Genomic DNA, 13880 nt, shown 5'->3' with positions numbered 1-13880 from the left:
ATCTGGTTGATCCATCGGGTGCGCTCCGCCTCCAGGCGATCGCGCATCACGTCGCCCGTAGCAGCCGGCACCTCCGCTTGCAGGCGGGCGGCGGCCAGGATCGTGAGAGTGGAGTGCTCCGACCGAAGCTCGCAGGCTGACGCACCGTCAGCCTGCCCATGGTCCCCGGAACCAGGATTCCGGTCGTGAGCTGCGCTTTTACCGGCTTGATCGGCTACACCACTCCAGGGGACGCGGCCGTCTCGAGTGGGGTGAGGTATCCGAACTCGAGGTGCTTGCGGAGCCTGGTGCGGTCGTGAGCAGTCACAATTGAGCAGCAGAGTTCCCCTGGGTCGCCGGCGCCCGCTGGGCCGGGGCAGCAGGCAACTGCGCAGGTCCCCAACGGATCACGAGAGTCCGGGATTTCCATGCCGCTGCTGCTCGTGCTCCACCGATGGTTGGCTGCGCCGCGGTGAGGGGTTTGGCTTGGGCAGCGAGACGTTGGGCTGCAGGTCCTCAAGTCTCTCCAGTGACGCAGCCAGCCGGTCGCCAGTAGACAAGGGCATCTCCTGGCGCTTCGAAGGCGTCTCCCGCTCCATGTCCTTCTGATCCGGGGCCGGCTTCTGAAGCCTCTGCGGCTGCGCCAAAGGCGCAGGGGGGCGTACCGCCCGTTCCGTCGACTGCTCAACCGCTACCGGCTGCTGCACCGGTTGTTGCGGCCCCACCCTTGCCGCTGGCTGCACTGGCCCAGGCGCCGGCTCTGGTTGCGTCTCCTGCCCGATATTCCTGGATGGCCGGGGCCCGCCGAAGAGGCTCTTGATTCCGCTCGAGAATTTTCCGAAGCTATTTTTGGCTAACTCTTTCAAAGGAGCGCGAGCATCGTAAATTCCTTTACCAACAACTGCCCCTGCAGAAGCCGCAGCAAGGCCACCTATCGCAATGGCAGCGGGCGGGGCAAACACGGCCGCCAAAACAGCCGCAGAGCCAATAGCTACCGCCCCGGCCCCCGCCGCAATCGGGTGCTTCTTGGCCCAGCCCGCAAGGCTCGAAATCGAGTTCTTGATGGAGTTCTTGAACTCGTCCCATGCAATGTTTCCCGGCCCGCGCTGCCCATGTGCCTCGGGTGCCTGGGCGGCTACTGCTGGAAAGCCGATGAATTTATCCCCGCCCCGGCGCGCTTCCCAAAGATTAAATTCGCGCAGAAGGTCCCTCCCCGAAAGATCATCGGCTCCTTCGATGCCAATCTTGGCTGCCTGTTCCCTCGCCGATTTGAGGTACCGCTGCGAAAAAGCGTCTTGCATGTCGGCGATCCCAGGCCCCGGTCGGCCTCGGCCGTTCCCTTCGATTTCGAGCGTTCCCGCAAGGAGTGCCATGCACTCCCTGGCATTTTTGATATCTTCTTCCCCTAGCACCGCATGCATATGATGCTGCGGGGCGGGTGCCGGCTCCGGGTTTCCCTGTCCCCTCTCGGTGATTCCAGGAGCCTGGTCCTGCCCTCGAACCTCTGGAGGTTTCTCTGGGCTACTGGATGGGGATCCGTGCTCCCCGTCTCCCGGATAGGCATCCGCCGGTGGTGGCGGCGGTGGCTCCTCGAGGTGGCCCGAAGCCGATAGCGACCGATCACCAAGAGCATCATCAAGACTTTCAGGATCGCCGGGCTGCCCCGGCGGCGGCTGCGGCCTGAATTGAGGGTGTTCTGGATGCAACGGGCCAACATCTAGCACATCCTGCATCCACTCGCGGATTTCACCAATGTCCGCCTGCAGGGCATTGGATCTGTCGACCCCATTCTTTGCCGCTTTTCGAACTGCGGCATACAGGTCCGCCCCCTGAATGTCAGCCAATCCATTTGGAATATCGCCGTCTTGAATCAATTCATACTTTCTGGCTTCGCCAAGAAGGCTGCGGGCATTCGCCTCGTGGTCTTTCTGCTCGACCCCCTTTTTATCATCCGGTCTCGCGGGATACCTGTCAGCAAACCTACCCGTGCGAGCAGTGAGATCCAGCCCCCGTAGGCGATTAATCGTGTCAAGCTCGGCGGCCATAGCATCCTGACGCCTTTGCGCATCCGAGAAGGGCGATGAACCCTGGTCCTGCGCGTCATGCGGGGTAGTCATGCTTCCCATCTCCTCGAGCGGTGATCTCGCTGCAATCTCGTGCCTCTGTCGTTGCGTCTCGATTTCTCTTCGCGCCTTTGACCGGCGCGAGGACATGAACTGGTCAACTATTTCACTCTGCTCCCCGTACGGGAACGGGGAGAATACGTAGTGGAGCCGGGTTCCACGGGCCTGGTCCGGGAATGGCGAGGTGGCCTTTTCTCGGTGCTCGGCCAGGCGCTTACCCAGGTCAGGTGGGGCGGGGCAGGACCTGCAGGCGGCGGAACGCGGTGACGATCTCGTCCGCCCAGGGCCAGGTTGATGGGATCTTCAGCCCTCGCTTGCGCTGGCCGCGCACGAGGACGGCGGGTTCGCGGCGCACGAAAACCCGGTGTCCGGCGGCGGCCGACCTCGATGCCTGGGTCCGGCTGCGGGCCCTGCACGACATCGACGGCCTGGCCCAGGTCGAGCCCGACACCATGCGCTTGCGGCGTTACCACCTGCCCGCCCGCCTCGCGACACACGCCCGCCGCCGCTGGCTCCGGATCGAGCTGGCAGCAGCTCACCGACCTTCCGACCGGCGCCTGACGCCCGACCCTCGCTCCGACGATCAGAAGGGAGCGCGCTCCCGGGCCCGTGGAACCCGGCGTCCCCACAGCGTCACGCGACGGCCCGCCTCGATGACATCGAAGACATTTCGGGCGAACCGCCGAGGCATCACCGAGCGGAAGCAGCTGACGGATCGAGGCCAAGCTGGATCAAAGTAGTAGCCGACCACAACTAAATGAGGTGGCAAGGTCTACCTCCAAACCGCTACTAATTTATGACACGGCGACAAGCCGTGAGCAATATCAATACTTGTACAGAGTGCCGAGTGGAGAGAACGAATGAATAAGTCACTGGCGCTGGCCGCGGTAGCGGTCACCATTTCCACCGTCGGGGCAGCCGCTCCTGGGGCTACCGCAGCGGCCCCTTCCTCTGCCTCCTGCCTTCCCGGCGGTCTCTACGCCTTCGTGGTCAACGCCGACAACCCGTCGGGGGCGAGGAGCAGCCTGGCAGTACTCGACACCACGTCGCACGAGGTCGTCCGAACCACCACTGGCCTGGGCCTGAACCCCTCGTCGATTGCCATCACCCACGACGGGAAGAAGGCATACGTCGCGAACTTCGGTGGCCTGCCCCTCAACCCCGTTGACCCTTCGACTCCCCCGCAGACCGTATCGGTGGTCGACACCGGGACAGGGAATGTTCTGGGCGCGGTGGCCGTCGGGCGCCAGCCTGTTCAGGTCGCGCTGACGCCCGATGGCCGCTATGCCTACGTGGTCAACTCCGGCACGACCGAGGACCCGGGAAGCATCACGGTGATCGACACGGCGAGCGACCGCGTGATCGACACCATCAGCGACGACGGCCTCCTCAGCCCCGCGGCGATCGCTTTTGCCCCCGACGGGACGCACGCCTACGTCACCAGCGCGGCCAAGAGCACGCTGGCGATCATCGACACCGCTGCCCGCAAGGTCACCTCCAGTGTCGGCCTCGGTCCGCAGGGCCGGGATCCCCAGGGCGTCGCTGTGGCTCCCGATGGCCGACAGGTGTACGTCGCGGGCAGCGTGAGCAGGACGGTGATTACCGTGGATGCGGCAACGGCGCGTGTCTCCGGCGCGCCTATCAAGCTGCCCGGCTGGGGGCTGCCGGAAGGTATTGCGGTCACCCCCGACGGCAGCCGCGCCTATGTCACGGAAGCGGCGTCCGACGAGGTGGCCGTGGTCGACACGGCAACGGCCACGGCGTTGCCGAACACGATCACCGTTGGTCGTAATCCGATGACCGTGGCCTTCACCCCCGACGGGCGCCAGGCCTACGTCGCCAGTTCTCTGGGCAATCCGCGCGGGCTCTCGGTGATCGACACTGCCACCAACACGGTCACCGCAGCGGTCAACACCGGAAGCGGTCCCTCCTCGGTGGCGTTCGCCGCGGTGCCGGCCGACGGTACCTGCCAACGCTGACCTCGGGCGTCCTGGGGCTGCGGTACGGGGGTGCCTTCAACGGGCCTATACGAAGGCACCCCCGTCCACCGTGTCACGGGGCGTGGCGGCGGCTGCACGGCTGTGGTGGTCAGGGTTTGCGGGCGTCGATGGTCAGTTCCTCGCTCCGCAGCAGGTGTCCGCCGTAGAGGTCCTGCACCCAGTTGGTTTGGTAGATGGTGTCGAGGTAGCGTTCGCCCAGGTCAGGGGCGATGGCGACGGTGGTGAGGTGCTGCGCGTCGTGCCGGCTCAGCCAGTTGGTCGCGCCGCTGACGACGGTTCCGGTGGAGCCGCCGAAGAGGAATCCGTGTCGCGCCAGGTGGTGGCAGGTGCGGATGGTGTCCGCCTCCTCGACCTGGATGACCTCGTCGACGTAGGACTCGTCCAGGATGGGTGGGCGCACGCTGGTCCCAAGGCCCGGGATCATCCGGGGGGCGGGTGGGCCGCCGAAGGTCACTGAGCCGACGGTGTCCACCGCGATGATGCGCGCGCGGTGGTGCGAGTCGCGGAAGTAGCGTGCGCAGCCCATCAGGGTGCCGGTGGTACCGGCTCCTACGAACAGCACGTCCAGGTGTGGGAACCGTCGGGCGATGGCTGGTGCGGTGGTGTGGTAGTGGGCTTTCCAGTTGGCTGGGTTGGTGTACTGGTTGAGCCAGACGTACCGGTCGTCCGCGGCGCACAGTGCGCTGACGTGGTCGATCCGTGCGCCGAGCAGGCCGCCGGTGGCGGATGGTTCGGTGATGATGTGGACTTGGCTGCCGAGTGCTTCCATCAGGCGTCGGGTGGACAGGTTGCAGCGGGTGTCGGTGACGCACACGAAGCGGTAGCCCTTGCTGGCGGCGATCATGCTGAGGGCCACGCCGAGGTTGCCTGAGGAGGATTCGACGAGGGTCGATTCCGGGGTGAGGGCGCCGCTGTGGATCGCGGCTTCCACCATGGCGCTGGCGGCCTTGAGTTTGATCGAGCCCGCGAAGTTGACGCCTTCGCACTTGAGGAAGACGCGGTGGCCGGTCATGGGTCGCAGGTCGACGTAGAGTTCTTCCTCGTTGAAGTCCATGGGAGCGGTTATGACGCCCATGGCGTCCTCCTCTCGTCGGTCGCGGTACGGCGCTTGTTCACCCGTACCTGCGCAGTTCGTGGAAGAAGTCGGGGATGACGTGGAGTTCTCCGGAGCTGGTGACCGCGTCGTAGACGTATTTGCCGACGGCGAGGTCGAGGACGCCGAGTCCGAAGGGGGAGAACACCACGGTGCGGTCGTTGGGGACGGTCACCTGCCGCGTGACGACGTCGTTGAGGGTTCCGGTGATGAAGTCCCTTGTGCCGGTGAGCTTTTCGGCGAGATGGGGCGAGGTGTCGGCCTTGAGGCAGTGGTCGATGTCGTCCACGAAGTTGGCGCAGGTGAGCAGTGCTTCGGGGGCCAGGTCCCGCAGGGAGACGTGCAGCACGACGGGGTGGTGGTCGAACCATCGCACGTCGTGGACGTGGGGCGTGCCTGCGATGGTGGCGAAGACGATCAGGTCGCTGCGGCGGATGAGTTGTTCGGGATTGTCGTGCACGGTGAGCGCGGCGCGGGCCCCTGATTGTTCGAGGTAGGTGCGGAAGCCGTCGGCGCTGTCGGCGGACAGGTCGTGGACGCCTATGCTCTCGAAGGTCCAGCCGGTGCCCGCCAGGTAGGTGTGGATGTAGCGGGCGATCAGTCCGGTGCCGAAGAACCCGATGCGGGTGGGGCGTTGCCGGGTTCGGGTGAGGTGGTCGGCGGCGAGTGCGGCTGAGGCGGCGGTGCGGGTGGCGCTGATGATGGAGCTTTCCAGGCAGGCGAAGGGGTAGCCGGTGGCGTGGTCGTTGAGGATCAGCACCGCCGAGGCCCGCGGGGTGCCCGTCGCGACGTTCTGCGGGAAACTGGAGATCCACTTCAGTCCGTCGACCCGCAGGTCCCCGCCGATCGAGGCGGGCAGCGCGATGATCCGCGACGAGGGCCGGTCGGGGAACTGCAGGAAGTACGAGGGCGGGTTGAGCGTTTCTCCGTCCGCATGCAGCCGGTAGGTGGCTTCGACGAGTTCCGTGATCTGTTTTTGTCGGCCGTGCAGTGCCTGGTGGACCTGGGTGCCGGTGATCACCGCGAACGGTGGTGCCCCGGCTGGCTTTTCGGGCCCTGACGCAGCGTGTGTGGTCACGGGGCGGTCACCTGCGTGGTGGGGCTGCAGTGGGCCAGGCGGGTTTTGTCGGTCATGGCGACGACCACTTCGCGTGGCCCTTCGAAGGGTTCCCTGCCGTGTGCGGTGCGGATGTTGTCGACGATGAGCAGGTCGCCGTCCTGCCAGGGCTCGCGCAGCGTGTGGTCCTCGTAGACCGCGTTCAGGAGTTCCACGATGTCCTTGTCGATCGGATCACCGTTGCCGAAGCAGGTGTTGAACGGCAGTTTGTCGGGGCCGTAGACGTCCAGGAGGTATTCACGCACTTCGTCGCCGATGGTCCATTCGTTGAGGAAGGCGACCTGGTTGAACCAGCAGCGCCGGCCGCTGACCGGGTGCCGCAGCACGGCACTGCGCCGCTGGCGGGTGCGTAGTGCGCCGTCGGGTTGCCAGTCGAAGTCGATGGCGTTGGCCCGGCAGTAGGTCTCGACCGCCTGGCGGTCCTCGGTGCCGAAGACCTCGGCGACGGAGGCTCCGATCTCCTCGTTGTAGGTGCGGGTGAGTAGCCAGCCGTCGCGTTCGAACCGCTCGACCAGTGCGGCCGGCAGCGCCTGCAGCACCGATGGCGCGTCGGCCACTGTGGTGGCCCCGCCGCTGGCGGGTGCGGTCAGGCAGGCGAACAGCATCAGGGCGGGGAACTCCAGCCGGTGGCTCAGTTCGTGATGCATGCACATCGGCTGGTTCTGCGGCCACTTCGTCGAGGAGTGCACACCGTTGCCGTACGGCAGCCGGGGGGCGAAGGGCTCCGCCTCGGGCAGCAGTGTGCTTCCTATCTCCTGGAAGACAGCGCCGGCTCCCGCGGTGTCGAGCAGCCCCAGTCCGCGGACCAGCACCGAGCCGTGCTCGGCGACGACGGCGCGCAGCGCGTCCCGATGCGTGGCTGCCCACTGCCGGGTGGCGCCGAGGGCTTGGGCTCGCAGCAGGGGCGGTTTACCCGGGCTGACTTCCACATTGAGCGCGAGGTTCAGGGGTGATGATGACATGTGTGGTCCTTTTCGTGGGATGGCGCGTGTTCCTTCGGGCCTAGCGTGGTGTGACGGCTTGTCGGTGGTTGCGCGCCTGTTCGGTCCGCTTGGTGGACGAGGGAGGTGATCGGGCGTGACGCAGAAGCAGGCCGCGCCCGATTGACCTGTCGTTGGTGGCGATCGGCCCGACCGGGGTGATGGTGAGGCGCCGGCGGCAACGGAGGCTTCCCCGCAGGGGCCTGCCACGTCTGGGCGGTGGGAGAGATGAAGCCATCATCCCTGGTCGAAGCCGTGTCCAGGTTGTCGTCCGGCATGGGCATCAGGGTTCTTGTCGACCAGCTCGGCCAGGTCCGCCAGGATCGGGCGGTGGGTGATGTCCTTCAAAGACACCGCGCGGTCCAGGGCGATGGCCAGCTTCACCGCCGACAGTGACGTGCCGCCCAGGTCGAAGAAGTGGTCCTGCCTGCTGATCCGGTTCTCGGGCACGCCGAGAACCTTCGCCCATGCTGCCGCCAGCCGCTTCTCGGCCGATGTGCGCGGGGCCTGGCAGGTCCCGTCGGGGGTGTCGAGTTGCGCTGCGAGGGCGGTGAGCGCCCTTCTGTCGATCTTGCTGTTGGCGGTCAGGGGCAGTCGTTCGCGCCAGTTGAACGTGGTGGGAACCATGTACGCGGGCAGTGTCGCGCCCAGACGCTCCCGCAGGATGTCGCTCTCCAGCGGCTGGGGTGCGTGGTAGAAAGCCGCGAGGTGCTTGCTGTGGTCGATCCGTTCGGCGATCACCACGGCGCAGTCTCGGATACCGGGTACGCGAAGGAGCGCGTTCTCGATGTCGCCGATCTCGATCCGGAAGCCGCGGATCTTGACCTGGTCGTCCTTGCGGCCGAGGAACTCCAGTTTGGCGCCCGGCAGCCAGCGGCCGATGTCGCCGCTGCGGTAGAGCCGTTCGCCGGCGCGGTGGGGGTCGGTGGTGAAGGACTGGCGGGTGCGCTCGGGGTCGTTGACGTAGCCGCGCCCGACGCACACTCCGGAAAAGACGATCTCCCCGGGGGCGCCCAGCGGCACCGGTGAGAGGTTGTCGTCAACGATGTAGACGCGGGCGTTGGGGACGCAGGGGCCCAGCGGGACGCGGTCGCCGTCCGGGGCGTGGTCCATGACTTCGTGGTTGGTGTCGTCCGACGTCTCCGTCAGGCCGTAGGCATTGACGAGTCTGATTCCCGGCTTCGCGGCGAACCAGCGTTGCACCAGTTCCTTCTTCAGTGTCTCGCCGGTGACCGATACGCATCGCAGGTGGGGCAGTTCACGCGGATGCCGTTCCAGGTGGGAGAGCACCGCTTCCAGATACGAGGGCACGACCTGGAGCACCGCGACGCGTCCTTGGGCGATCTTGTCCATGAACCGGTCCACGTCCAGGATCACCTCCTGCTCGATCAGCAGGGTCCGCCCACCGACCAGCAGGGCTGCGAGCAGTTGCCACAGCGAGATGTCGAAGCACTGCGGTGCCGTCTGCGCGACCACCTGCCCTTGGGAGACCCCCAGGTCGCCGACCTTCGCGTAGAGATGGTTGAGCATCCCCGCGTGCTCGCACATCGCGCCCTTGGGCTCACCGGTGGAACCGGAGGTGAAGAAGACATAGGCCAGCCGATCCGCCGCCACCTCGACGCCGAGGTCATTGCCGGCGTGACCCTCCTCCAGAGCCGCGTCGATGAACAGCGTGCGCACCTGCGGCAGCGACTTCAGCGCCTGGTCGAGGGTGGTGGTGCTGGCGGGCTCGGTCACCACCAGTTCGCACTGCGCGCGCGCGAGCATGGCCGTGATCCGCTCGCCCGGGAAATGCGGTTCGATGGGCAGGTAGACACCGCCTGCCTTGAAGACCGCGAGGACGGCGGCCGCCCAGTGCAGGGTGCGCTCGGTGACCACCGCCACGACGTCTTCGGCGCCGAGCCCTCGTGCCAGCAGTGCCCGCGCCAATGCGTTGGCGCGTTGGTTGAGTTCCTGATAGGTCCACTGCCGTTCGCCTCGTACGACGGCCACGGCATCGGGGCGTGCCCGTACCTGCTCCTCGAACAGCTCGTGGAAGCGCCGGTTTGGCAGCTCGCGGACCGGACCGGCCAACTGCTCCAGTTGGAAACGGCGCTCCTCGGCTGACAGCAGACTCAGCTGTCCGTGCACGGCGTCCACGCCGGCCACCATCAACGCCAGCGCCACCTGGTGGTAGCCCGCGATCCGCGCGGCGAAGTCCGCGTCCAGGGCCTGCGTCCGGTACCGCAATCGCAGCGCCAGGTGCTCGCCACGCCGGGTGAACGCCACCGACAGCACCGTGTTCTGGGCGAGTTCGCCGCCGTGGCCAGTTGCGCTGAAGAGCGACGTGAGCACCGGCTGCGTCAGGCCGAGATCGCGCAGCATGGCGTCCAAGGGGAAGTCGCGGTACGTGCGCAGTCCTGATGCCGTGCGGTGGGCTTCGAGCAGCAGCGCCCGCCACGAGGAGGGCCTGGTCGTCAGGCGGCACGGCAACGCCGCTGCACCGGGCGTCAGGACGTAGCCGGTCACGACCTCCGGCTCGCCAGACAGTGCCGCGAGAACCTTCGCGTGGGCGGCCAGGAGCACCGCGTCGAAGGAGACCGCGCACGCATCGGCCAACCGGTGCAGTGCCGCTTCGAGATCGGCGGCGATGACGTCCTCGTGCTCCGCAACTGCCTGTGCTGGCTTGCTGATCCAGTGGGCAATCGTGGTGGGGTGGGCCGCGGCGAGCATGTCACGCCAGAATTCCCGTGCACTGCCGGGTGGGTTGATCATGGTGACTTCACTTTCTCGTCGTTGCCTTGGTGCCGCACGGGCGATGCGGGTCGGATGCCGCCCTGCTGCCTTCTGTGTGCCGCCGCCACGACGTCGAGCCGCCGGGGCCCTGGCGTGCGGGGGCTGTGGCCGGCGGGCGCTCGCGTCGCGGTGGCGGGGTTTCCACCCCAGTGGGCGTGCGCGGGCACGTCCTCGCCCTTCATGAGGAAGGAGTCGGCGGCCAGTACGGCACTCTCGCCCATCGCCACCCCGTAGTGGACGAGCGCGCCGACACCGATGGTGCAGTGGGCTCCGAGCACGATGTGGTCGGACTTGAACGTGCCGTCCTCCTGCGAGTGGCACTGGAGCTTGCTTCCGGCATTGAGCACGCAGTCGTCCCCGATGGTGATCAACGTGCGCTCCGTCAGATAGCAACCGTCGTCGAAGACCCGCTTGCCGAGCCGCACGCCCAACAGCCGCCAGAGCACGTTCTTGAACGGTGTGCCGTTGAAGACGGCGAAATGTGTGTCCGGGACCTTCCACAGGCGCTCGTGCCGCCAGAAGTACGGGTCGTAGATGGAACACACCCGCGGCCGCAACGGGCGCAAGCGGGTCAACCAGCGCTCCACGATCGCGAAGTACACGGCTGTGAAGCCGAGGCCGGCCACCAGCAAGACGGTGTCCAGCAGCTGTCCGAACGCGTCGTCGCGTCCGATGGCGGCCAGGGCGAGCGCGGTGAGCACGAAGAAGTCCAGCCACCGCAGGAGCAGGAAGATGCCCATGGTGTGCAGGTTGTGGCGGTTCTTCGCCCTGAGGCGGTGGCGCAGCTCCTCTTCGGCCCGCAGGCCCTCGAAGCGGGTGTCGCGCTCCACCGTGCGGGGGATCTCGAAGCACGGCGAGCCCAGCAGACCCACGTCTTCACGGATCTCGCCGTCGAGCGGGACCATCGCCTTCGTCGCCAGGAGAACATTGTTTCCTGTCCTGCCTTCCGGTGGGTAGGCGATGAAGTTCCCGAGGAAGTTGCGCGCCCCGATGCTCGTCCGGGACACCCGAAAGGATGTGCTGGAGTAGTCCGCGTTCATGATCGACAGCCCGTCGGCGATCATCGTCCCGCTGCCGACCGCGCTCAGGTATGGGCTCTCGTGCTGCACCGCGCCGCCGAAGTTCGAACCCGTCTGCTCCACCTGCGACAGGTCGTACCCCAGGCAGGTGAGGTAGTGGACGATGTAGGAGCTGTCGCCGAAGAGCCAGATGAAGAACTTCAGGTTGGTCATCCGCGCGGCCGTTCGATGCATCGCATAGCGCGCGCCGTACAGCGGATAGGTCCGCCCCGGTTCGATCACCAGACGCGTCAGCCGCGGAACGGTGAACAGCACACCGAGTCCCGCAACGACGAAGCCGAAGAACAGCACGGCGGACAGCAGCAGTGTGTCCAGGTAGAACGCGCAGGAGGTCGGCGACTGCGCGCCGGCCCCCTCCAGCAGCGGCAGGTCGTTCAGCAGGACGTACAGGCCCACAAGCGTCAGCGGCACCGTCACCAGGACCGTCTTGAGCAAGGTGAACACGGCGAACGCACACCGCCGCACACCGCCGCACACCGCGGGTGCGACCCTCAGGTAGTTCAGCTCGGTACGCCCCGCGGGCGACCCGTGCCAGCGCTCGCCCGCGGGTACGGCCTGCCCGCTGTGCAGCGCGGACGTGTGACCCAGCTGTGCGCCGTCTCCCATCGACGTGTCGATGTCGAGTACGGTCCGCTCACCGATGAACACATCCCGGCCCAGGGTGACCGGCCCGGCCTGGATGCACCCGGCGTGCGCCCGATAGCACAGCAGGAACGCGTCCTTGCGTACGACCGTGCCCGCGCCAACCGTGAGCAGGTCGGTGCACACCGGAACGGTGCGGGTGAGGATCGTGACCTGCCTGCCGATCCGCGCGCCCAGTGCCCGCAGGTACAGCACGTACAGCGGACTTCCGACGAACAGGACCATCGGGTTCGTGTGCACCAAGGACTTGACGATCCAAAAGCGCAGGTACGCCAGGCTCCAGACCGGGAACTCACCGGGCTTCCAGCGGCCTATCAGGATCCACTTGGCCACGACCGGGAAGACACACAGTCCGATGAAGTAGGCCCCGCCGAAGGCCACCGCGCGCCCGTAGACGGCCGCCAGGCCCTGCCCGGATGAGACCCAGTCGTAACCCCGCGTGGTGGCGAGCGCGGTGAGGTAGGAGTACGCGAGGAAGGCGACGAACTGCAGCGTTCCGCACAGGATGTACCGCGCCGTGCTGCCCGGTAGCACCGGGTCGGGCGGCGGTGCGGGCGCCGCCGCGGTGGGGGCAGGCGCGGCGCCGGCAAGCGCGGCGGCCAGACTTCGCACGCTCGTGTGCCGGTAGATGTCCTTCATCGACACCGGCGGCACCTCACCGCGCTTCCTGACGCGTGCGCAGAACCGGGCCATCACCATGGAGTCGGCGCCGAGCTCGTCGAAGAAGTGGCTGTCGACGGACAGCCGTTCGATACCCATGATCTCGGCCAGCACCGAGGCGTAGACCGTCTCGACATCTCGCGCCGCATCCGCGCGGATCTCCTGCGTAGCCGGCTGCTCGGGGACTGGGACATCGGCGGGTTCTTCTGCCACGTGAACTCCTCAGGGCGAGTGTCGTGTCTTCGGCACTCACTTCTCGGTTTGGCAAGGTGGTTGCTGCGCAGCCGGCGACGGCGCGGGCCACGGACGCCGTGACGGGCGCTTTGTCGAGTCGCGTGGCCGGACCTGCGGGCACCTGGCGCTCATGCCGTGTCGCGATGGGCGCCCACGCGCTGGTGCCTGAGGTGTTCGGTAGCCTCCACGCCTGACGCCGAGCGCTGCCTGCCGGCATCGCGCCGGCGTCCTGACCCGCACGGGGATCGCGGCGCCGCCGGTGCCCCGGCCCTCGCGACGCCGCGCCGTGTGCAGATCGCCATGGCCACCGCCACTGCTGTGCCACCGCGGGCCGCAGGGCTTGCGGATGCTCCGGCGGCTGACGGTCCGGCTCTTTGCTGCGCTGCTCCACCGTGTCCGGGTGCACCGTGAACCAGCGGCTCAGCGACGCCCGCTACAGAGCGCTGCGTCAACGTCGCACACGCGGCCTACCGCCCGATCTGCGCCCCGCACCCGGACGCAGCTGCGGTACCAGCCGTCGGACCAACACGTGTGCCACAGGTACTCCTCGTCTCTCTCCACCAGCCCGGCCCGGACCACGACGACCGACGGCCACGAACCCCACCCGGGCCAGGACCCGGCACGGGCCGACCGGACTGATGGCCTGAGCATGACATGCGCTCGGTGGAACCGGCGCCGGAGATCCACAGCCTAGGCATCACCCACAGGGTCCGTGGCACTACTTTGCGCCATCATCATCGGCCACTGCCGTAGCAGCCGACGCCTTCTCGCCCCACCCGCCCGACACAATGGCCGCACCCGACCCAAAGAACCGCCAAGCGGACCGTTCGCCCACCCCCTGCCACCAGTTGCCAACCGCGCCCCGAACCGCCACCCACCGCGCTGGCGCCACGGCTAATTTCCTGACCAATCGTCAAAAACATTTCCCAGAAAGCACCTCCCCCCCCAGCGACCCAGCGGCAGCGCCCGCGGCAGCAGCACGCAATATTGGCCTGGACCCACCCGAACGCCCCCCGCCCCTGCCCCACCCGCCGACCGCCGGCCCGACACGCTCCACCCCGGCCCCAGCGGAAAGCACACACCCTCAGCCGCAGACCGGCAGGAACCCGACCCGCACGCTCACCACCCGCGCCCGCCGGCCAGAGCTCCCCCACACAGCCGGCCAGTGCCGCCACACCAACGAGCAGGGGTGCGCTCG

General features: G+C 67.2%; 7 protein-coding genes. 1 reads left to right on the top strand and 6 read right to left on the bottom strand.

Features of this window, described 5'->3' with window-relative positions; all coding sequences use genetic code 11:
- Positions 1-386: 386 nt before the first annotated feature.
- On the bottom strand, positions 387-2096 hold the full coding sequence (locus tag P3T41_RS33560) for a hypothetical protein (RefSeq protein WP_280694401.1): 1710 nt from the start codon (positions 2094-2096) through the stop codon (positions 387-389).
- Positions 2097-2962: 866 nt separating this feature from the next.
- On the opposite strand from P3T41_RS33560, the gene P3T41_RS33555 reads away from it, so the two are divergent.
- Positions 2963-4081: a hypothetical protein gene (locus P3T41_RS33555; RefSeq protein WP_280694399.1), complete on the top strand. Its 1119-nt coding sequence runs from the start codon at positions 2963-2965 to the stop codon at positions 4079-4081.
- 109 nt (positions 4082-4190) lie between these two features.
- Here P3T41_RS33555 and sbnA read toward each other — a convergent pair whose 3' ends face one another.
- The 5 genes from sbnA to P3T41_RS33530 all read right to left on the bottom strand — a co-directional run bounded on the left by sbnA (position 4191) and on the right by P3T41_RS33530 (position 12547).
- Positions 4191-5177: a 2,3-diaminopropionate biosynthesis protein SbnA gene (gene sbnA / locus P3T41_RS33550; protein ID WP_280694398.1), complete on the bottom strand. Its 987-nt coding sequence runs from the start codon at positions 5175-5177 to the stop codon at positions 4191-4193.
- A gap of 37 nt (positions 5178-5214) precedes the next feature.
- Positions 5215-6273 (bottom strand): 2,3-diaminopropionate biosynthesis protein SbnB, encoded by a 1059-nt coding sequence (sbnB, locus tag P3T41_RS33545; protein WP_280694397.1) that lies wholly within the window; start codon positions 6271-6273, stop codon positions 5215-5217.
- Entirely contained in the window at positions 6270-7274 is a 1005-nt protein-coding gene (locus tag P3T41_RS33540; RefSeq protein WP_280694396.1) for a TauD/TfdA family dioxygenase, read from the bottom strand. The genes sbnB and P3T41_RS33540 overlap by 4 nt, the downstream gene beginning before the upstream one ends.
- 255 nt (positions 7275-7529) lie before the next feature.
- Positions 7530-10046 (bottom strand): amino acid adenylation domain-containing protein, encoded by a 2517-nt coding sequence (locus P3T41_RS33535; RefSeq protein WP_280694394.1) that lies wholly within the window; start codon positions 10044-10046, stop codon positions 7530-7532.
- A complete protein-coding gene (locus tag P3T41_RS33530; protein WP_280694412.1) occupies positions 10043-12547 on the bottom strand; it encodes a Pls/PosA family non-ribosomal peptide synthetase in 2505 nt (834 codons plus the stop codon). The genes P3T41_RS33535 and P3T41_RS33530 overlap by 4 nt, the downstream gene beginning before the upstream one ends.
- Between the last annotated feature and the right edge of the window lie 1333 nt (positions 12548-13880).

Origin of the sequence: Kitasatospora sp. GAS204B (assembly GCF_029892155.1) — a bacterium.
In the GTDB taxonomy this organism is placed as follows: Bacteria; Actinomycetota; Actinomycetes; order Streptomycetales; family Streptomycetaceae; genus Kitasatospora.
This window is presented reverse-complemented; position numbering and strand designations above follow the sequence as displayed.